Source organism: Parahalioglobus pacificus (assembly GCF_014652275.1).
In the GTDB taxonomy this organism is placed as follows: domain Bacteria; phylum Pseudomonadota; class Gammaproteobacteria; order Pseudomonadales; family Halieaceae; genus Parahalioglobus; species Parahalioglobus pacificus.
In genome coordinates, this window is sequence record NZ_BMYM01000001.1 from 296,073 (window position 1) to 315,711 (window position 19,639).

20 protein-coding genes are annotated in these 19,639 nt (G+C 58.7%); all 20 read left to right on the forward strand.

Annotated features, from left to right (window positions below):
- Nucleotides 1-45: 45 nt before the first annotated feature.
- The 20 genes from IE089_RS01370 (at nt 46) to IE089_RS01465 (ending at nt 19,508) form a co-directional block, all read left to right on the forward strand.
- Nucleotides 46-1,194: a DUF1214 domain-containing protein gene (locus tag IE089_RS01370; protein WP_189474452.1), complete on the forward strand. Its 1,149-nt coding sequence runs from the start codon at nt 46-48 to the stop codon at nt 1,192-1,194.
- Nucleotides 1,187-2,371, forward strand: coding sequence for a sulfotransferase family protein (locus tag IE089_RS01375; RefSeq protein ID WP_189474454.1), 1,185 nt, complete (start codon nt 1,187-1,189; stop codon nt 2,369-2,371). The genes IE089_RS01370 and IE089_RS01375 overlap by 8 nt, the downstream gene beginning before the upstream one ends.
- Before the next feature lie 48 nt (nt 2,372-2,419).
- Nucleotides 2,420-3,043, forward strand: a complete 624-nt coding sequence (cysC, locus tag IE089_RS01380; RefSeq protein WP_189474455.1) for an adenylyl-sulfate kinase — start codon at nt 2,420-2,422, stop codon at nt 3,041-3,043.
- A 24-nt stretch (nt 3,044-3,067) separates the two neighbouring features.
- The gene (gene sat / locus IE089_RS01385; RefSeq protein WP_189474456.1) at nt 3,068-4,255 is read left to right on the forward strand and encodes a sulfate adenylyltransferase; all 1,188 of its coding nucleotides are present in this window, start codon (nt 3,068-3,070) and stop codon (nt 4,253-4,255) included.
- A 67-nt stretch (nt 4,256-4,322) separates the two neighbouring features.
- Nucleotides 4,323-5,081 (forward strand): ATP-dependent zinc protease family protein, encoded by a 759-nt coding sequence (locus IE089_RS01390; protein ID WP_189474457.1) that lies wholly within the window; start codon nt 4,323-4,325, stop codon nt 5,079-5,081.
- A complete protein-coding gene (locus IE089_RS01395; protein WP_229802523.1) occupies nt 5,078-6,595 on the forward strand; it encodes a UUP1 family membrane protein in 1,518 nt (505 codons plus the stop codon). Before IE089_RS01390 ends, IE089_RS01395 begins: the two co-directional genes overlap by 4 nt.
- On the forward strand, nt 6,588-7,541 hold the full coding sequence (locus tag IE089_RS01400) for an alpha-L-glutamate ligase-like protein (protein ID WP_189474458.1): 954 nt from the start codon (nt 6,588-6,590) through the stop codon (nt 7,539-7,541). The genes IE089_RS01395 and IE089_RS01400 overlap by 8 nt, the downstream gene beginning before the upstream one ends.
- 156 nt (nt 7,542-7,697) lie before the next feature.
- Complete coding sequence (gspC, locus tag IE089_RS01405) at nt 7,698-8,744, forward strand: type II secretion system protein GspC (protein ID WP_229802524.1); 1,047 nt, start codon at nt 7,698-7,700, stop codon at nt 8,742-8,744.
- A 4-nt stretch (nt 8,745-8,748) separates the two neighbouring features.
- Nucleotides 8,749-10,848, forward strand: coding sequence for a type II secretion system secretin GspD (gene gspD / locus IE089_RS01410; protein WP_189474459.1), 2,100 nt, complete (start codon nt 8,749-8,751; stop codon nt 10,846-10,848).
- Nucleotides 10,848-12,362: a type II secretion system ATPase GspE gene (gene gspE / locus IE089_RS01415; protein ID WP_189474461.1), complete on the forward strand. Its 1,515-nt coding sequence runs from the start codon at nt 10,848-10,850 to the stop codon at nt 12,360-12,362. Before gspD ends, gspE begins: the two co-directional genes overlap by 1 nt.
- Before the next feature lie 13 nt (nt 12,363-12,375).
- Nucleotides 12,376-13,596, forward strand: a complete 1,221-nt coding sequence (gene gspF / locus IE089_RS01420) for a type II secretion system inner membrane protein GspF (RefSeq protein WP_189474463.1) — start codon at nt 12,376-12,378, stop codon at nt 13,594-13,596.
- Between the two features lie 4 nt (nt 13,597-13,600).
- Nucleotides 13,601-14,047 carry a type II secretion system major pseudopilin GspG gene (gene gspG / locus IE089_RS01425; protein ID WP_189474465.1) on the forward strand — a complete coding sequence of 149 codons (447 nt, stop codon included), beginning with the start codon at nt 13,601-13,603 and terminating at the stop codon, nt 14,045-14,047.
- Between the two features lie 6 nt (nt 14,048-14,053).
- Nucleotides 14,054-14,617, forward strand: coding sequence for a GspH/FimT family pseudopilin (locus tag IE089_RS01430; protein ID WP_189474467.1), 564 nt, complete (start codon nt 14,054-14,056; stop codon nt 14,615-14,617).
- Complete coding sequence (gene gspI, locus IE089_RS01435) at nt 14,601-15,134, forward strand: type II secretion system minor pseudopilin GspI (protein WP_189474469.1); 534 nt, start codon at nt 14,601-14,603, stop codon at nt 15,132-15,134. The genes IE089_RS01430 and gspI overlap by 17 nt, the downstream gene beginning before the upstream one ends.
- Nucleotides 15,131-15,781: a type II secretion system minor pseudopilin GspJ gene (gene gspJ / locus IE089_RS01440; protein WP_189474471.1), complete on the forward strand. Its 651-nt coding sequence runs from the start codon at nt 15,131-15,133 to the stop codon at nt 15,779-15,781. Before gspI ends, gspJ begins: the two co-directional genes overlap by 4 nt.
- Nucleotides 15,762-16,814, forward strand: a complete 1,053-nt coding sequence (gspK, locus tag IE089_RS01445) for a type II secretion system minor pseudopilin GspK (RefSeq protein ID WP_189474473.1) — start codon at nt 15,762-15,764, stop codon at nt 16,812-16,814. The genes gspJ and gspK overlap by 20 nt, the downstream gene beginning before the upstream one ends.
- A 30-nt stretch (nt 16,815-16,844) precedes the next feature.
- Complete coding sequence (gene gspL, locus IE089_RS01450) at nt 16,845-18,050, forward strand: type II secretion system protein GspL (RefSeq protein ID WP_189474475.1); 1,206 nt, start codon at nt 16,845-16,847, stop codon at nt 18,048-18,050.
- Nucleotides 18,047-18,520, forward strand: a complete 474-nt coding sequence (locus tag IE089_RS01455; RefSeq protein ID WP_189474477.1) for a type II secretion system protein M — start codon at nt 18,047-18,049, stop codon at nt 18,518-18,520. Before gspL ends, IE089_RS01455 begins: the two co-directional genes overlap by 4 nt.
- A 9-nt stretch (nt 18,521-18,529) precedes the next feature.
- The gene (gene gspN / locus IE089_RS01460) at nt 18,530-19,273 is read left to right on the forward strand and encodes a type II secretion system protein N (protein WP_189474479.1); all 744 of its coding nucleotides are present in this window, start codon (nt 18,530-18,532) and stop codon (nt 19,271-19,273) included.
- 55 nt (nt 19,274-19,328) lie between these two features.
- A complete protein-coding gene (locus IE089_RS01465) occupies nt 19,329-19,508 on the forward strand; it encodes a rubredoxin (protein WP_189474481.1) in 180 nt (59 codons plus the stop codon).
- Nucleotides 19,509-19,639 lie beyond the last annotated feature (131 nt).

Sequence of the window (19,639 nt, forward strand, 5' to 3'; positions counted from 1 at the left end):
CAATTCTTCGGTCGTGGCAGACTCTGCTGTCCGTAGGGAGGCCGCATGAATCAAGATAATAAACAGGCCCTGTTGCAGGGGCAGCTCTGGCATGAGTTCTGTGATCAGTTGAAGGCGGCAGGTGATCTTGTGCTTGCCGATACAGCACCCGATGACGACCTGACGCGCGCAGAGGGCTATCGCTACCTGACGCGCCTTTTGCGCTTGAGCCTCGAGAAGAATATCGAGTTCAGCGACCCACATTGTCCGCAGTTTTATTCGCTGTCGCACGAAACCGCCAAGATTGGTAATGACAACCCCGACAACTTCTACATGAATTGCGCTGTAGACGGTGCTCTCACCTACAGAATACGCGGTCATAGAGGCACCGTGGATTACCTCAGCATTGAATCCAAAGCAGGGTCCTTTGCCGGTCAGGGTGACATGGCACCTACCGGGCATCTAACGCTGGACGATTTACACCTTGAGGATGATGGCTACTTTGAGCTGATCGTGAGCGCGAAGCCTCACTCGGGCAACTGGCTGCCAATGACTCCTGGCAGCGATAATTTACTGGTGCGCCAGACTTTCCGCGACCGGCGCCTGGAGCGAAAGGCAGAGATGCAGATCGAGTGTTTGGATGCCGCTGATGCACCGCTGCTCTCGCCCGCGGGCTTCGCCGACGCGCTGGGTCGGGTTGTTCCGTTTGTTGCAGGTACCGCTGGGCTATTCAGTGACTGGATGCAGGGGTTTTCGCAGCACGTCAATAAACTCCCCGCCAATGATCAGCAGCAGTGCTTGCGCGCTGGCGGCGATCCCGCCATTCATTACCACAACAGTTACTGGCGCCTCAGTGAGGACGAGGCGCTGGTGATTCGCTTCATGCCGCCTACGGTGTGCCGCACCTGGAATTTCCAGCTGTCGAACTATTGGATGGAGTCACTGGATTATCGCTATCAGCGGATCAGCGTTAACCGGCATACGGCTCACTACGAGCCCGATGGCAGTGTTGTTATCGTCGTAGCAGCGAGTGCACCGGGCGAGCAATACCCCAACTGGTTGACCACCGCGGGACATGCCTGCGGCGCGATGCTGTTGCGCTACGTTGAAGCGGAGATCTTCCCGCCGGTGCACACCGAAGTTGTGCCGGTGAAGATGCTAAGACAGGGCAGTCATGCAGGCTCATCCAGCAGACAGGAGCATTCCCATGACTGACACACTGCTGGATAGCGGCACGGTGATTGAACAGGCGCGTGCCGTCGATAAGCTGGTTGACTTTGGCAGTGACGACTGGCGAGAACCACTGGAAATACTGTGTCGTTCGCTGCGGGAAGAAGCGCAGCTGAACGCCATGGGCATAGCCATCATGCACCAAAGGCTGGTGGACATATTGTCCACACGGTTGCGAGTGCAGTGGTGGCTCACCCAGTACCCGGAAATTCTCGATGAGGAGATTGTTGAGCCTCTGGTTATCGCGGGATTGCCGCGCACAGGCACGACCATGCTGCATCGCACCATCGCTGCGGACCCGCGTATGTCCGCACCGCTGTGGTACGAAGTGCGCTTCCCCAGCCCTGCGCTGGACTGGGACTTCAGCGCTGCCGGCGACAGGCGCATCACGGATGCCAAGGCCGAAGTGAAGGCGATGGTAGACGCTAACCCTGATCTCATGTCTATTCACCCGATGGACGCTATGGGACCGGATGAGGACATCATGCTCCTTGAGCAGTCCTTTTTGAGCTACAACATCCAGGCATTCGCGAACGTCCCCAGCTTCGACGCCTGGGTGGAGTCTCAGGATCATACGCCCGGCTACGCCTATTTTCGGACCCTGTTGCAGTTTTTGCAGTGGCAGAAGCGCAAGGCGGGTCAAGAGGGGCAGCGGTGGGCGCTGAAGGCGCCGCACCACCTGCACTTTATGGATCTGGTCTTCAAAACCTTCCCGGATGCCAAGGTGGTGCAATCGCACCGTGATCCCATTGAAACAATTCCCTCACTGGCCAGTCTCATTGCCGGCGTGTGGGTGATATACTCCGACGCCGCCGATCCGGTAGAGGTGGGTAGGCAGTGGGCCCAGAAGTTCGCTCGCGGTATGCAGCGCACTATGGAGGTTCGATCCGAATTGCCACCAGACCGATTCCTGGATCTGTGGTTCAAGGACACGGTGACACAGCCGCTGGAAGAGATAGAGAAGGTGTACGCCTTCCTCGGCATGGATCTCACCTACGCTGCCAGGGAAGAAATGCAGCGGTGGCAGACGTTCAATCGGCGCGAACTCAGACCGCCCCACGAGTATACGCTGGATCAGTTCGGCTTCTCAGAGCAGGGGTTAGCGGAACAATTTGCCGGGTATCGGCAAGCATTTATTCTCAGTCGCTCTGACGGCGGCTGAGCAGGATGGCAAAGTGCCATCGACACGTTGAAAGAGGCAGCAATCGTCATGGCAGAGCAAAAGGCAACGAACGTTCACTGGCACGAAGGGGATATCACCCGGGAGCACCGGCAGAAACTGTTGGGTCACAAAGGCGCGACCCTGTGGTTTACCGGACTTTCAGGCAGTGGCAAGTCGACGGTTGCTGTGGCCTTGGAAGGTGTGTTGAACGAGATGGGTGTATTGGCCTACCGCCTCGACGGTGACAACGTGCGCCTGGGTATCAACAAAAATCTGGGCTTCTCAGCCGAGGATCGTACCGAAAATATTCGTCGCATTGGCGAGGTGGCCAAGCTGTTTGTTGACAGTGGTGTTATCGCGCTCTCCAGTTTTATCAGTCCCTATGCGGCCGATCGAGATCAGGTACGTGCCCTGCACGAAGAGGCGGGCATGGACTTCATCGAAGTGTTTGTTGACTGTTCTCTTGAGGCCGCAGAGTCCCGCGACCCCAAAGGCCTGTACAAAAAGGCCCGCGCCGGCGAGATCAAGAACTTCACCGGTATTGATGATCCCTACGAAGCGCCGGGTAAGCCCGAAGTGCACCTTCGCTCTGACCAGCAATCGCTGGAAGAGGAAGTGGACGAAATCCTTGCCCTGCTGAAGGCGCGCGGCATTGTTAGCGCCGGCCTGTAACAAAGAGAATTTGGAGTTGAACTCATGATTAAGCCCCACGGTTCCAGCGAACTGAACCCTTTGTACGTGGCTGATGACGCAGAGCGTGCGGCACTGCTGACGGAAGCAGAAGGCCTGCCATCGCTGCTGATGAACTCCGCAGCTGCGGCCAATGCCGTCATGCTTGGCGCCGGCTACTTCAACCCGCTGACAGGCTATATGAATCTGGCTGATGCCGTTAGCGTCGCCGAGACCATGCACACCACCGACGACCTTTTCTGGCCCGTGCCCATTGTTAATCTCACGGACAGCACAGATGTGCAGGCGGGGACCCGTATCGCACTGCGCGACCCCAACGTTGAGGGCAATCCCGTACTGGCAGTGATGGATGTCGCTGCGGTGGAGTCTGTTAGCGATGAACAGATTACGGCCATGGCAGAGAAGATCTTCCGCACGCTGGACCCGGACCACCCGGGTGTCGCGACCTTCACTGGTCTGGGTCGCACCTTGCTCTCGGGTGATATTCAGGTGCTGAACTTCTCCTACTTCCAGGCGGACTTCCCCGACACCTTCCGCACCGCTTATGAGATTCGTGACGAGATCGCACAGCGTGGCTGGAATAAGGTTGTCGCCTTCCAGACCCGCAATCCCATGCACCGCGCGCATGAGGAACTGTGCCGTATGGCGATGGAAGATCTGGACGCTGACGGTATTCTGATCCACATGCTGCTGGGCAAGCTCAAGCCGGGTGATATCCCTGCAGACGTGCGCGATGCCTCTATTCGCAAGATGGTGGATGTTTACTTCCCTGAAAATACGGTCATGATCACCGGGTACGGCTTTGACATGCTGTATGCAGGGCCGCGCGAGGCCGTGCTGCACGCCGTGTTCCGTCAGAATTGTGGTTGTACCCACCTGATCGTCGGTCGGGATCACGCTGGGGTCGGCGACTACTACGGTGGCTTCGATGCCCAGACTATCTTCGATGAAGAGGTGCCAACGGATGCGTTGGAGCTGGATATATACCGCGCTGACCACACTGCCTACAGTAAGAAGCTCGACCGTGTTGTCATGATGCGTGATGCGCCGGACCACGCGAAGGAAGATTTTGTACTGCTGTCTGGTACTGCCGTGCGTGAGATGCTGGGACAGGGCATCGCGCCCCCGCCGGAATTTTCCCGGCCGGAAGTGGCCCAGATTCTCATGGACTACTACCAATCCACACAGGCCTGATGTATCAGGGGCTGCATGGCAGTCCCTGATACCTGACCTTGCCGCCGCAATAGCCACTGATACCGTCATGACTGGTCGCCTGCTTCCGCTTCGCTGTGCCTGGGCTGGTATCTTCTTGCTGATCGCTGGCTGCGGAACAACCCTGATTGAGCAGCGTCAGCACGACATTGTTGATAACAGTCAGGCGACTCGTGCGTCCTGTGATGCAGCACTGGCGGTTCAGCAAGACGCAATTGCCGCCCAGCAGCAGGCGCTCGAAGCGCAGACGCAGCAACTGCAGGCCCTGCAGCAGGCCATTGAAGATATTCCGCAGCCCCAACCGGTCCCGCCGGCCCCTGCAGTCAGTTGTCCTGCCCCACCGGAGGCCGTTCAGGAACCCGAACCCGGCAAGCTCATGGTTGGGCGCCGGGAGACTGTCTGGTTGGAGGAGTTCGGCCTGGCCCTGCCGGCGCGCATCGATACCGGGGCTGAAACCGCGTCGCTGGATGCCCGCGATATAGAAATGTTCGAACGAGATGGGCGCAACTGGGTGCGCTTTAGCATCGTGCATCCCGACAGCGGTGAGTCCGTTGAGATGGAGCGCCGCCTCGTTAGGCGGGCGAGAATCATTCAGGCCAATACCGATCAGGCAGAACGCCGTGCAGTGATTCGTCTGGGCATCGTCGTAGGCGATGTACGGCAAACGGCGGAGTTCACCTTGTCCAATCGCAGTCACCTGGACTATCAGGTCCTGGTGGGCCGCAATGTGCTCAGCGACATGATGATTGTGGATGTCAGCCAGGTAAACCTCGCGCCTCTGTCCCGGCCTGACGACAGTAGCCCGTGAACTCCCGGACCAGCTTTTTTACCGTTGTTGGCGCACTTGCCCTCGCCGGGGTGCTGATAGCAGCCCTGCGCCATATGGAGACCGGTGCACCCTTGTTGCCCGGTGCCGAAACCGAAGTCTGGTTGGTCGAAGCTCGCGTGGATTTTCGCGCCCAGGGCGGCCCGGTGAACGTCAGCCTTAGCCTTCCCGAGGCCGACGCCGGCTATTCAGCCTTTAATGAGCAGTCCGCGAGTGCAGGTTACGGCTATGCGGTGGTGGAGCAGGGCGATGATCGACGCGCGGAATGGACCCGCCGGCAAGCCAGCGGCGCCCAGACACTGTATTTCTCGGCACAGTTTGTTGCCCAGCCGCCAGAGGCTGTGACTCCAGGGCAGCCTTCTGCGCCACCCCGCGCAGTCTCTGTGTTCTGGAATGATGCGCAATCAACCGCAGCCCAGAATTTGCTGGACAGAGCACGACAGACCTCTGCGGGGCCGCGTAGCTTGGTGCGCGAACTGGTGAAGTCGCTGAATGTACAGCCGCTGGATCAGAACGCGGCGTTGCTGCTGGGTCAGGCCGAAGACAGGGCTGGGCTACTGGTTCGATTGCTGAATGAGGAAGGTATCCCTGCCAGAGAGGTGATGGGCCTCTACCTGCGTGATGCTCGCCGCCGGCAACCGCTCGCGTCGCTGGTGGACGTGTATCTGGACGACCGCTGGGTACTTCACAACCCCGTGACAGGCGTACCCGGCATGCCGGCGGATTTCCTGTTGTGGCATCGCGCTGGCGCTTCCTTGTTGGATGTAGCCGGAGGCAGGAACTCTCGGGTGAGCTTCTCCATGTTGCGTCAGAGTGTGCCTGTGCAGCAGTTGGCTTACACAACCAACAGTGACAGCGCCTTTGCGCGGATTGGCTTGCACAGTCTGCCCATCGAAGAACAAAGCATGTTCCGCATGTTGCTCTTGCTGCCACTGGGCGCAGCGGTAGTGGTGTTTATGCGTGTGCTTGTGGGGGTGCGAACGGCGGGCACCTTCATGCCTATCCTGATTTCATTGGCGTTTTTGCAGACGTCACTGTTGCCGGGGTTAGTGAGTTTTGTCTCCGTGGTGGCCATCGGCCTGATGATGCGTGCCTATCTGTCGCGACTGAACCTATTGCTGGTGGCGCGCATCGCCACATTGATCGTGCTGGTCATTTTTGTGATCACTGCACTCAGTGTTATTGGCTATCAGCTCGGCTACAGCACGGGCATGGTGATTACCTTCTTCCCAATGATCATTATCGCCTGGACCATCGAGCGTATGTCGATCCTGTGGGAAGAAGAGGGTGCGCGGGAGGTGCTGATACAGGGCAGCGGTAGCCTGTTCGTGGCCATCGTGGCCTACCTGCTGATGCATCACCCCTTGCTCGAGCACCTGAGTTTTAACTTCCCTGAGCTCAACCTCATCCTGCTGGCGGCGATTCTCGCCATGGGACAGTACACGGGTTACAAACTGACAGAGCTGTACCGCTTCCGGGCGTTGCTGGATGACTAGCCCGGCGTTCATTCGGCCCTCGCAGCTGCGCCAGCGCGGCATGCTGGGGATGAACCGTCGAAATATCGACTACATTGGGCGCTATAACCAGCGTCGCCTCTATCCCCTGGTCGACGACAAACTGAAAACCAAGCTGTTGGCGCAGGAGTACGGCGTCCCCACGCCCCAGCTGCGCTTTGTGGTGCGCGAGCAGCATGAGATTCACGAGTACCGTGCGCGCATCCAGGAGATGGAGCAGTTTGTGCTCAAGCCTGCCAAGGGTTCGGGCGGCAAGGGGATACTTGTCGTGAATGGTCGCGATGGCGAAAACTTCGTCAAGAGCTCGGGCGCGGTATTGACCATGGCTGATCTTGAGCGCCACATGAGCAATACACTGGCCGGGCTTTACTCACTGTCGGGGGTGCCTGATGTGGTGATCGCCGAAGACCTTATCGCCTTTGATGACGGCTTCGCAGGTTATTCCTATGAGGGGGTGCCCGATATCCGCATTATTGTCTTTCGCGGCTATCCGGTGATGGCGATGTTGCGTCTGGCGACTCATGCCTCGGATGGAAAAGCGAATCTGCACCAGGGGGCTGTAGGTGTAGGTCTTGGGATGGATACGGGACGTTGCCTGTTTGCCGTGCAAGACGGCCAGCGTTGTGACAGCCATCCGGATACGGGTAAGCCACTCAATACCCTGCAGATCGATAACTGGCAAGAACTGCTGGTGCTGGCATCGCGGTGTTATGAGATGACGGGGCTGGGCTACATGGGCACCGACCTGGTGCTGGATGCCCGTCAGGGTCCCCAATTGTTAGAGCTCAACGCCAGGCCTGGATTGGCGATTCAGGTGGCCAATGATCGCGGCCTTCTGCCGCGACTGAGAAAAATAGAAGCCATGCGTGAGCGGCGTCAGGTCTCCGCTCAGGACAGGGTTGCCTTTGCGATGGAGGCTTTCGCCTAACCCCTGATCACTGCGTAGTCCTAAGTCTGCCCAGCTGAATCTTGCACGGCCTGATTCATGAAACTGTCATAGTTTTCACATTCAATGCTGGCCCCTATAATCGGGTCATCATAAGCTGGACGGCAATGACCGTGCAGGGAAATCGAGGGGTACGTTTTGCCAGCCCAATGGCTCACTCACCGCAGCGGACTGTCGGGCAGCGCCCTGTCGAACAGCGCGTTGCTGCAGCGGTTCGCTGCAGCTCTGAGAAGCTCCTCCCGTGTGCTTTCCCAGCCCCTTTGGCAGCGCCGACTGAAGTGGGGCATCTGTGCCTTGCTGGTACTCTGGATGGTCCTGGCGGTCGCGCAATTGCTCTGGTCATTGCTGCCGCAGCCCACTACGGCTGAAGTCCCCGCCAATCGCGTGGTTAACCCCCTGACCCAGCGCAATTCCAGCGCTGCGGCCGCCGCTGTAGACACCTCCCGCTTTGCGCAGTGGCAGCTGTTTGGTGCAGCAGCCAGCGAGCCCGAAACGCCGGTCATCAGCCAGCCCAGCTCATCTGGGCGCGACGGTATTGAGCGTGGCGCCCGGGAGACCCGATTGAACTTACAGCTGCGAGGTATCCTGGCTTCCACAGAAGACGGCTTGGGTCATGCGATCATTGAACACCGCTCCCAGCAGCAGGTCTACGCGGTTGACGACGAACTGCCCGTGGCAGGCAAGGTTGTGCTGGCGAAGGTGATGCCCAAGCAGGTGGTGCTGGACAATGCAGGTACTTACGAACTACTGACACTCTTTGATGACAGCGCCTTGGATGCGGCTCAGCGTTCTTCCTCACCCAGCGAGGGTGGCGCTGTGCGCCAGCGACCTGCACAGCCGGCAAATGCAACAGATGCGGCTGTTGCCAGTAGCCTCGCCAGTAGCTACCGGCAACAACTGTATGAAGACCCTGGCTCCCTGGCCGACGTGGTGCGTGTGAGCGCGGTGCGCGAAGGTGGGCAGTTACTGGGTTATCGGGTCGCCCCGGGAAAGCACCATGAGCAGTTCCAACTGCTGGGTTTTATGCCCGGTGATCTGGTCACTGCCGTTAACGGGATGCCCTTGAGCGACCCTTCCAATACTATGCGTCTATACCAAACCATGCGCTCCGCTGAGGAGGCAGTGTTTGATCTGCAACGTGATGGCCAGACCCTGTCCCTGGCCGTCAGTTTGCAGGGGAACTAGACCAATGACTGCGTTCAGGAGAATTTGTTTGTCCATTGTTACTGTCGTCGCTCGCCTGACGCACCCTGTTACCACCTCGCTGCGACGCGGTCTATTCGCGCTGTGTCTGGTAGCCACGGGTTTATCGCAACCGCTGCAGGCTCAGGATTTTACGGTCAATCTCAAAGAGACTGACATTCAGGAGTTGATCAAGTTTGTGGCGGACGCCACGGGCACCACCATCGTGGTAGACCCTTCCGTAAAGGGCAAGGTGAAGGTGGTGTCCTCCAAGCCTGTATCCAGTGATGAGCTATACGACCTGTTTTTAAGCATACTGGATGTGCACGGCTATACCGCGGTTCGCTCTGGCGGGGTTGTGCGGGTTATCCAGAGTAAGGATGCGCGCTCGGCACCGGTTGCTGTGGGTGACGAGACCAGCATCAACAGCAGCGACGAGTACGTCACCCAGGTGATTCGCCTGGAGAACATTTCGGCCGCGAAACTGATCCCGGTGTTGCGCCCTCTGGTGCCACAGCAGGCGCACATGGCGGCCTACGCGCCCAGTAACGCCATTATCATCTCCGACGTCGCCGCCAATATCTCACGTATTCAGGACATCATTCGTCGTATGGACCAGTCTGCGGTCCAGCAAACTACCATCGTCAACTTGAAGTATGCGGTGGCAGATGATGTTGTTCGCATGATCACCGAGCTGAACAAGTCTGAGACTCAACAAAGTGGAGGTGCAGACCCTGAAATGCTGCTGGTAGCCGACTCTCGCACCAATAGCGTTCTGGTCAGTGCAGACGAGCTGGAAAGTGCCCGTATTCGCCGCCTGATCGAACACCTTGATACACCGCTGGAGCAGAGCGGTAACGTCAAGGTGGTGTATCTGGAGTATGCGCAGGCTACAGAGATTGCGGAGGTGCTCACGCGCGTCATGCAAAACATCAGTGCACTGGATGAGGAGGGTACCCCGCAGCAACGACGTGCCGCAGGTGGATCGACCATTGAAGCCGATGAAGGCACCAATTCGCTGATTATTACTGCCGACGCCGATGAAATGGCGGCGCTGGAGGCGGTGATTCACCGACTGGATATCCGTCGTGCCCAAGTGCTGGTAGAGGCCATCATCGTTGAGATGGAGATGGTCGACGGCCAGGACCTGGGGCTGCAGTGGTTGTTTGCCAATGACTCCGGCTTCTATGGCAGCAATATCAGCCAGGATACGTCGGCTGCACGGCGCATCGCCGATGCCGTACTGCCGGGTGATGGGGACGGAGACGGCGACGCCGGGGGACTGAGCGATGAGTTCGATATCGGTGCCCTGGCGGGTGCATTGGCACAAACTCCGGGCCTGTCACTGGGGTGGGGCACAGTGGATGACGACCTGACCATGACGGTGATTCTGAATGCGCTTGAGCAGACCAGTAATGCCAATATTCTGTCGACACCCAGTCTGCTGACACTGGATAACCAGGAAGCCCTCATCGCTGTCGGACAAAACGTGCCCTTCGTCACCGGATCGTTTACCAACACCGGCGCCGGCGGCGACGGCGCGCAGAATCCCTTTCAGACCATTGAGCGGGAAACCGTGGGCATCACTTTGAAGGTGACACCCCAGGTTAACGAGGGTGACTCGGTGGTGTTGGATATCGAGCAGGAGGTCTCCAGCCTGACCGTCAATCCCATTGCCTCAGACATTATTACCAACGAGCGCACAATTCAGACCAAGGTACTGGCCTCTGATAACCGCATTGTGGTTCTGGGAGGCCTGATCCAGGACGACATTCAGGATGCGCAGGAGAAAGTGCCCTTCCTTGGCGATATTCCTTTCTTGGGGAGGCTGTTCCGCAATGACGGCGTGTCCGTCACCAAACGCAATCTGCTGATCTTTATTCGGCCGACCATTATTCGTGACGACACGACCTTGGCCGGTGCGACTGCAGAGAAGTATCGCTATATCCGTGAACAACAGGCTAATCGACGCGAGCAGGGGCTGGAGTTCTTTGAGGATGACAGGCTACCGGTACTGCCGGAGTGGGAGTCGCAGATTCAGCAATTGGAAGCTATGGAAGAACCAGCGCCGGCGGATAATCCCAGCGAGGAGCAGGGGTCTCCCTGATGGACTCTTCTGAAGCGGCCCCCGATCTGATCGAACCGCCGGTAGAGGGTGGAGCTCAGCTGCCTTTTGGCTTCGCCAAGGAGCACAGTGTGTTACTGGGCGCCGAGGCGGGTGCAGTGACTGTGTATCACACGGGGCAACTCACATTGCCGGTCATCGCGGAACTGCGTCGAGTGGTCGGTGGCCCCTTCACGCTGGCAACCGTATCTGCAGAGGAGTTCCAGCGTCGACTCACCCAGTCTTACCAGCGCGGTAACAACGAAGCCATGCAGATGGCAGAGGACCTAAGCGCGGACGTGGACCTGAGCCGTTTGGCGGATGAGATTCCCGATGCGGGCGATTTGATGGATGCTGAGGATGACGCGCCCATCATTCGTCTGATTAACGCCATCCTTTCGCAAGCCGTGAGGGAGAAGGCCTCAGATATTCACATAGAGACCTTTGAAGACCGCCTGAGTATCCGCTACCGGGTAGATGGTGTCCTCAGCGAGGTGCTGTCGCCCAAGCGCATGCTGGCGCCACTGTTGGTGTCACGACTGAAGGTGATGGCCAAACTGGACATCGCTGAAAAACGTGTCCCACAGGACGGTCGCATCTCGGTGCGTATAGCCGGGCATGCCGTGGATATTCGTATGTCCACAATCCCCTCTGCACATGGGGAGCGCGTGGTATTGCGTCTGCTCGATAAGCAGGCCGGTCAGCTCCAACTCGCCCAGTTGGCAATGAACGAACAGGTTTTGCTGGGCTACCAGCAGGCCCTGAGCAGCCCCCATGGCATTATTCTGGTCACCGGCCCCACCGGCTCAGGTAAAACTACTACCCTCTATGCCGGCTTGTCCCACATTAACCAGAGTTCACGCAATATCCTCACGATTGAGGATCCGGTGGAGTACATGCTGCCGGGGATCGGTCAGACACAGGTGAACACCAAGGTCGATATGACGTTTGCCCGAGGCCTGCGCGCCATTCTGCGCCAGGACCCGGATATCGTCATGGTGGGCGAGATTCGCGATCTGGAGACTGCGGAAATCGCTGTCCAGGCGTCCCTCACCGGACACCTGGTGCTCTCTACGCTGCACACCAACACGGCTATTGGCGCTGTAACGCGCTTACAGGATATGGGCATAGAGCCCTTCCTGCTGTCATCAAGCCTGCTGGCAGTCATGGCGCAGCGTTTGGTCAGGCTCTTGTGCGATGACTGCAAAGAAGCGGCGCATCCCACGGACTCGGAGTGGCAAGTGCTTGGCCAGTCGCCGGATCCCGCGCAGGTGATCTACCATGCCAAGGGTTGCAGTGCCTGCAACTTTAGCGGCTACCGCGGTCGTACCGGCATCTATGAACTGATAGAGATCGACGATGCCATGCGTCTGTTGATCCATGAGTCTGCCAGTGAGCAACAGATGCTTGAACTGGCCAGGCAGCGGTATCCCGGCATCCAGGAAGATGGGCGTCGGCGCATTCTTGCGGGCGAAACCAGCCTCGAGGAAGTGCTGCGCGTCACCTCCGTAAGCTGAGCGCTGCCACCCCATGACAGCCTACCGTTACCGTGCATTGAACAACGAAGGCAAGCTTGTTAAAGGCGTGCTGGAGGGCGACTCCGAGCGTCAAGTGCGCACCCAGTTGCGCGGGCGCAGCCTGCGTCCCGTTGAAGTGTCTCAGGCGACAGGCGCGACAGGCAAAACCGAGGGTTTGCGCCTGCCACTTATCACACCACGCGTGGGCGTTGCGGAATTGGCCTTAGTCACGCGACAACTGGCTACGCTGGTGCAATCAAACCTGCCATTGGACGAATGCCTGCAGGCGGCGGCTGAACAAAGCAGAAAGCCTCGCACCAAGGGTCTACTTTTGCAGGTGCGCTCGCGCGTTGCCGAGGGACACACGCTGGCCTATGCCATGGGTGAGTTTCCACTGGTGTTTAGCGAGATGTACCGGGCCATGGTGAATGCAGGCGAGCATGCGGGTTATCTTGGCCCGGTGCTTGAGCAACTGGCGGATTACACGGAACAGCGCCAATACACCGGCCAGAAATTAAAGATGGCAATGATTTATCCGTTCATCCTGATGGGTGTGGCTGTTGCTGTTGTTGTTGCGCTTATGGTGTTTGTGGTGCCGGAGCTGGTGGGCATCTTCGCCCACACCAGCCGCGAACTGCCGACGCTGACCGTGATGCTGATCGCAGCCAGTGACTTCTTCCGGGATTACGGTCTTTGGGTGTTCGCCGGGCTGGTGGTTGCGGCGATAGTGTTCAAACGGCTGCTACGTAATCCGGTGCGGCGCAAACGCTGGCATCAGCTTTTACTGCGCATCCCGGGAATTTCCCGTGTGGTTATTGCGGTGGATACGGCCCGTTTCGCCTCTACGCTGAGTATTCTTATGGCCAGTGGTGTACCGCTGCTGGAGTCACTGCGCATTGCCGGTCAGGTGTTGACCAATCTCGTGCTCCGAGATGAAAGCGCCGAGGTGGCCGAGCGGGTACAGGAGGGCAGCAGCCTGCACCGTGCACTGGGTCAAAGCGGGCACTTTCCGCCCATGATGATCCACATGGTCGCCAGTGGAGAAACCAGTGGCGAACTGGAAACGATGCTTGAACGCTCCGCGACCAATCAGGAACGCGAGCTGGAAATGACTTTGGGTACGGTAATGAGTTTGTTCGAGCCGCTCATGGTCGTTGTGATGGGAGTGATGGTCCTTACCATCGTGCTGGCCATCCTGCTGCCGATTTTCGACTTAAACACGATGGTAAGATAACGCTATGAATACGCGCGCAATACGTCACCGTCAGGGTGGCTTCTCCCTGGTGGAGATTCTCGTAGTACTGGTCATTATGGGTTTGTTGATCAGTGTGGTGGCGCCCACTGTGCTCAATCGCGCGGATGAGGCGCGCATTCAGAAAGTGCAGGCCGACTTCAAGGCGATTGAAACTGCACTGAAAATCTACCGGCTGGATAACTTCAGTTACCCCACCAGCGAGCAGGGTCTGATCGCCTTGGTGGAGCCAAGCTCTTTGGACCCGGCGCCCCGTAATTTCAAGGACGGGGGCTATTTGGCGGAAGTGCCGGTTGACCCCTGGGGACGACCCTACCTTTACCTCAGCCCCGGTGAGAACGGTGAATTCGATCTGTATTCTCTGGGCGCGGATGGTTTGTCAGGCGGTGACGGCCAGAATCAGGATTTGGGTAACTGGAAACCCCAGGAGTGATCTGAAGTGACCGCACGCCAGAGCGGCTTCAGCCTACTGGAGTTGTTGGTTGTGCTCTTCGTTGTTGTCGTGATCACTTCGATGGTGACTCTGGCGGTGAACACGGGCAACGAAGACCGCAAGCTGTCTGCTGAGGTGGCCAATCTTGCAGATGTCGCCAACTTTGCCCTGGATGAAGCACAGCTCAGCGGCAGGGATTACGGGTTGCTACTGCGTCGGGATTTTCAAGATGGCCAAACTGCGGTCAGTTACAGCTGGCGCGAGCGCAGGCCCGAGGGTTGGCTCAGCCCGGATATCGCCGCCGACGTGTTTGAGGCGCGCCAGTTCGACGCTGGCATCGACGTGATTCTGGAACTTGAAGACTTGTCGGCACCGCCTCTGGCGGGCGACGACGAACAGCGAGATGAGACGCCACAGGTGATCTTCTACAGCAGCGGTGAGACGACACCCGGCAGCTTAGTCTGGACCGATGCCCGCAGCGGTCGCGTGCTGTGGCGAGCGGACTGGGATCTGTTGGGCCGCTTTGACCTGTTGCCCGGCGGAGTACCACTGGATGAAGACGGTGATTAACGCCAGGCAGACAGGTTTCACGCTAGTGGAAGTCATGGTGGCGCTGACGGTTGTCGCCATTGCGCTGCCAGCCCTGTTATTCACCCTGTATCAGCAAATAGACGGTATCGAATACCTGCGCGAGCGCTCGGAAGCGCAGCGTGTTGCGAGTAATAAGATGACCGAACTGCGCCTGGTCAGTCGAGCCAGACAGAGCCTGCTAGCAGGCAGCGAGTCGGGGATGAGCACCCAGGGCGGACGAGACTGGTACTGGCGCGTGGCGACAGAGGCTACAGAAGTACCGGAGTTTTTCCGCGTTGTAGTCACCGTCGCCGCCGAGGAAGAGGCATTGCCCGATGCGCCTCTGCATACGCTGATCGGCTTTATGTCGGCGGCGCTGGCGATTGACCCTAATCCGCCCGGAGAGCAGCCCCAGGACGGCGAGGGCGACACTGAATCGACCCAGCCGCAACCGCCGCTGGATTCTGAAGATTTCTCGCTACCGGGTCAGGGTACGCAGCAGGGTGGGTCGCAATGAGGCTAGGCAGGCAGGCCGGATTCACCCTGGTGGAAGTACTTATCGCACTTGCTATCACAGCGTTCGTTGCCGCTGTGGCTTACACCAGCCTCTCTACCGTGATCACGGGCGTAGAGTCAGCTCAGGCAACGGCCGCGCGCGTCACGGAAGTCAATCGCGCCTTCGCGATGCTCTCCAGGGATTTGGGACAGTTTGTTGACCGGCCTGTCAGGGATGAGTTTGGCGATGTTGAACCTGCGCTGATTGGCGGACAGGCGGCGCGCTTTTTGTTGAGTTTCACCCGCGCTGGCTGGCACAACCCGACCGGGTTTACGCGCAGTAATTTGCAGCGGGTGAACTACCGGCTGGAGGATAACGGCCTGTGGCGCGACAGTTATCCCGTGCTGGATAGGGCAGGGGATACGCAACCTCGTCCGGTCGAGTTGCTCACCGGCGTTGACTACGTGGAGCTCGCCTTCCTGGGCACGGTGGAAGAGTTGCGCCTCGGTCGCGGCAGCAATGTGGATACCCGACAGTGGCCCTCATCCTGGGTGCAGGTCGCGCAGGGTGCCGACAGTCGATTGGCACCGCCGGTGGCGCTGGAGGTAACGGTGGGTTTTCCCAATGGCGATGAGATGAGCCAGCTTTATGTCTTACCGCCACTCTAATCGCCCCTCGCCCAGTCGCAGCCTTACTGGCCGCTTGCGTCAGCAAGGCGCCGCTTTGGTTATTGCCCTGTTGATCTTTGCCGTGTGCGCCGGACTGATGGTGGCCATGCAGCGACAGTTCACGATTTTTTATCAGCGTGGCAGCAACCTGTTCCTCGGAGAGCAGTCTCAATCCTACCTGCGCGGCGCAGAGGACTTAGCCTCGCTCGCACTGGTGCTGGACTATGATCAGGACAAACAGCGCGAGCAGCCGCGGGATGATCTCACCGAAATCTGGGCGCAGGAGGCGACGCCGTACCCACTGGAGGAGGGCGGTTGGTTGATGGGCTCTCTGGAGGATTTACAGGGGCGCTTTAATCTCAACAGCCTGAGCGCACCGGCGCGCGACAATGCATCAACAAACCGGCCCCGTTTTACGCCGTCACAGATGCAGTTCGTTCGCCTGCTTCAGGCGCTGGAAGAAAATGCCCTGGGTGAACAGGAAGCCATTGCGCTCACCGAAGCCATCGCTGACTGGCTGGATGTGGATACGCAGGCGCGCTTTAACGGTGCCGAGGATGACTTCTATTTTGGTAGAACCCCGGCCTACCGCAGCGCAAACCGGCCTTTCGCCAGTGTGAGTGAATTGCGTGCTCTGGCGACCATGACAGAGCCGCTTTATCAAGCGCTGGCACCTTTGGTAACGGTGTGGCCGCAGCAACCGCGAACGCTCAATATACACACGGCGCCCCCGACACTGCTGCGTACCATCAATGCCAACGATGACCTTACTCCCCTTACCGTGACAGAAGGGCAAGCCCTGGTGTTAAAACGGCAGGAGCAGGGGTTTGTCGATGTTGAGGATCTACTCAGCGATCCTGTGTTTGCCGACAGGGCGCTGGATGATGTGGGTAACCTCCTCGGTACCAGCTCCGGTTACTTTCTGCTCAGTGCGCAGGTGGAGATTGCTGGCCGGCAAGCGCGCTTGTACAGTGTGCTGCAGCGTCGCAGTCGCCAGGTCACCAGTCTTGTCAGGGCCAGTGGCAGTTTATAGGATCGATGACGTTCATGAGTGAAATACAGCGTGGGTGACAGTAATTGGAACGTGGTTCGGGAACTGAACGGGCGTCTGGCCTGGTTTCGGCCGGACAGTGATGCCCAACCACAGTGGCTGGATGAGCCAGAACCCCGAGAACGGCTGCAGGGGCTGATCGGCGAAGACAGGATACAGCTTTGCTTCGCCGCGCCCGCGGAGCGTCTGCGTTTGCAGGTGCTTGAGATAGCCGCCGAGGAGAAAAAGCATTTAGAGCAGTCATTGCCCTTCATGCTGGAAGAACAGCTGGCGCAGGATATCGAGGGCCTGCACTTTGCCCTGCAGGATCTGGGCGAACTGCGTTATGGCGTTGCGATCTGCGACCGAGATGACATGGCCGCATGGGCTAGCCTACTCGAAGACTACCCCGTGAATACCTGGTTACCCGAACCGCTGACGCTGCCCTGGGAGGAAGGGCAGTGGACGCTGGTACTGGAAGGCGACCGCGCGCTATTGCGCACAGGCGCCTGTGAGGGCGCGGGAATGGAGCGGGAATTGGCCCCGGCTATGTTGCAAGCCGCCATTGCCGATAACGAGCTGCCAACATCACTGGTGGTCTACAGCGAACACCCCGATGCTGATGCCGCCGTCATTCCCGAGGCGCTAGTTGATCGTGCGCAGTGGCGCAAAGGTAACTACAGCGCGGCCCTGATGCTGAGCAATCTCAACGCCCCGGTTTTGAATTTACGCCAGGGAGACTTTGCGCCCAGACTACCTCTAGCCCGCTGGTGGCGTGATTGGCGGCTGGTGGCGGGCGTATTCGCGGCTGCCATCGCAGTGCAGCTATTGGCGACCTGGGCAGAATATGCGCAGTTGGGTCGGGAGAATCTGGCCCTGCGCGGGGCCATTGAGGCAAGCTACCGGCAAGCCAACCCTCGCGGCGCGATCGTCGACCCGGAGCGGCAGTTACGTACCCAGCTCGGTGGGCTGAAGGGCGGCGGCGAAGCGAGTCACTTTGTGGCCTTGGCGTCACGCGTTGGCGCAGTCATTTCCAAGCATCCGGGTACCACGCTGGCAAGTATTAATTACAGCCAACGCAACAGCGAGATGCGCTTGAGCATTGTGGCGGTCGATTACGGCATGGTGGAAAAAATACGCGGCGCGATTGCCGCGGACGGGCTAGAGGCGGTCTTGGAAAACTCCAATGCCCAGGGCAATGAAGTCAGAGCGCGGCTGCGCATTACGGAGCGCACATGAAGCAGTGGTTTTATCGACTAAACCCGCGTGAGCAGCTCAGTGTGTTGGTAATGCTGGTGGCGGTTTTGCTGTATCTGGTCTACATCGCCCTATGGTCACCCTTGGCAGAACGCCGCGATACGATGGCCTCGAGAAATACGGCCACCCAGGAGTCGCTGCAGCGCGTCGACGCGATGGTCTCAGAAATTCTGCGACTGCGCGACAGTGACAATCGCAGCAGCAACAGCGGGAACCTCACCGGCCTTATCAACCAAACAACAGCAAGCAACCAGCTCTCTGTCAGGCGTCTTCAGCCCAACAGCCGCGGTGAGGTTCAAGTCCGATTGGAAGCGGTTTCTTTTGTATCGCTGATGACATGGCTGGATCAACTGGAGTCGGGTGAGGGGTTGTCGGTGCTTGAGATCGCGATCACACAGGCCGGTGCCAGTGGTCAAGTGAATGCGACTGTCCGCCTTGCGTCCCCGGGCTAGTTTCGAGCCATGAATAGAACGGTTCTGGTAGCCGCAGTTGCCGCATTGTTGCTGGCGGTCATGCTGGTCAATGCACCAGCAAGGCTGGTGGGTTTTCTGTTGCCGGAGAACCAGGTTAGAGCGGCCGGGTTCGAAGGCTCCTTATGGCGCGGCAGTGCCGCCCGCGTCGCAGTGGCCGTGCCCGGGGGTTGGCTCAACCTAGGGCGCGTCCGCTGGGAAGTGAGCCGTCGCGCGCTGTTGCTATTGCGTTTGCGCCTGGCGATCGACGCCGAATGGGGTGCACAGCGGGCCACCGGGTTCGTGATTCTGGCAAGCGGTAATCGTCTGGGCTTGCGCGACTTTTCACTGCGCGCCGATGCCGCCCTGGCACGGCAGTTTGTACCGATAGCACTAGACGGAGTGTTACAGGGTACGTTTGCGCATGTCGATATCGAGGACGCAATGCCGCAGGAAGTGCAGGGTAGTCTGTACTGGCGCCGAGCCGCCTGGTTGGCACCCCGTGGACGAAAGCCATTGGGTGACTATGCACTTGCACTGCAGCAGGGGCGCGGAGATCCCCTGCAAGGCAGTGTCAGCACCCGGTCTGGCCCGGTGCTTGCTGATGGTGAGCTGTCATTGACCGGCCGCAGCTATGCCATAGATCTTGCCATCGGCAGTCAAGGCGCCATGGACCCCGGATTACAGCAGGCGCTGTCACTGATGGCAGAGCCAGTAAGCACTGGATACCGTTTACGCCTATCCGGTGATCTCTAGATTTTGTGGGGTATACTGCCCGCCTACCCAGCCTTACCAGGAGATGAATGTCGTTATGTCTGATGCACCCTTCCGCCGTTACGAATGCGTGATCTGCGGTTTTATCTATGACGAGGCAGAGGGTCTGCCCGAAGACGACATCGCACCTGGAACACGCTGGGAAGACATTCCCGAGACCTGGGAGTGCCCAGACTGCGGTATCTCAAAATCTGACTTCGATCTGATCGAAGAGTAAATCTCCTTTCGGCAGCGACTTCACTCTGTCGGCAGCCACTGCTGGCATTGGAAATGCTGCCAGATACCCCCACCTTCCCCGCTGCTTGTACTGAAGCTACCCCCGCTTTTGTGTAGACTGCGCGCATAATC

What these genes read in the sequence shown, in the direction of transcription:
- IE089_RS01370 (WP_189474452.1), top strand. Translation starts at nt 46, where the DNA reads ATGAATCAAGATAATAAACAGGCCCTGTTGCAGGGGCAGCTCTGGCAT.
- IE089_RS01375 (WP_189474454.1), top strand. Translation starts at nt 1,187, where the DNA reads ATGACTGACACACTGCTGGATAGCGGCACGGTGATTGAACAGGCGCGT.
- cysC (WP_189474455.1), top strand. Translation starts at nt 2,420, where the DNA reads ATGGCAGAGCAAAAGGCAACGAACGTTCACTGGCACGAAGGGGATATC.
- sat (WP_189474456.1), top strand. Translation starts at nt 3,068, where the DNA reads ATGATTAAGCCCCACGGTTCCAGCGAACTGAACCCTTTGTACGTGGCT.
- IE089_RS01390 (WP_189474457.1), top strand. Translation starts at nt 4,323, where the DNA reads ATGACTGGTCGCCTGCTTCCGCTTCGCTGTGCCTGGGCTGGTATCTTC.
- IE089_RS01400 (WP_189474458.1), top strand. Translation starts at nt 6,588, where the DNA reads ATGACTAGCCCGGCGTTCATTCGGCCCTCGCAGCTGCGCCAGCGCGGC.
- gspD (WP_189474459.1), top strand. Translation starts at nt 8,749, where the DNA reads ATGACTGCGTTCAGGAGAATTTGTTTGTCCATTGTTACTGTCGTCGCT.
- gspE (WP_189474461.1), top strand. Translation starts at nt 10,848, where the DNA reads ATGGACTCTTCTGAAGCGGCCCCCGATCTGATCGAACCGCCGGTAGAG.
- gspF (WP_189474463.1), top strand. Translation starts at nt 12,376, where the DNA reads ATGACAGCCTACCGTTACCGTGCATTGAACAACGAAGGCAAGCTTGTT.
- gspG (WP_189474465.1), top strand. Translation starts at nt 13,601, where the DNA reads ATGAATACGCGCGCAATACGTCACCGTCAGGGTGGCTTCTCCCTGGTG.
- gspI (WP_189474469.1), top strand. Translation starts at nt 14,601, where the DNA reads ATGAAGACGGTGATTAACGCCAGGCAGACAGGTTTCACGCTAGTGGAA.
- gspJ (WP_189474471.1), top strand. Translation starts at nt 15,131, where the DNA reads ATGAGGCTAGGCAGGCAGGCCGGATTCACCCTGGTGGAAGTACTTATC.
- gspK (WP_189474473.1), top strand. Translation starts at nt 15,762, where the DNA reads ATGTCTTACCGCCACTCTAATCGCCCCTCGCCCAGTCGCAGCCTTACT.
- IE089_RS01455 (WP_189474477.1), top strand. Translation starts at nt 18,047, where the DNA reads ATGAAGCAGTGGTTTTATCGACTAAACCCGCGTGAGCAGCTCAGTGTG.
- gspN (WP_189474479.1), top strand. Translation starts at nt 18,530, where the DNA reads ATGAATAGAACGGTTCTGGTAGCCGCAGTTGCCGCATTGTTGCTGGCG.
- IE089_RS01465 (WP_189474481.1), top strand. Translation starts at nt 19,329, where the DNA reads ATGTCTGATGCACCCTTCCGCCGTTACGAATGCGTGATCTGCGGTTTT.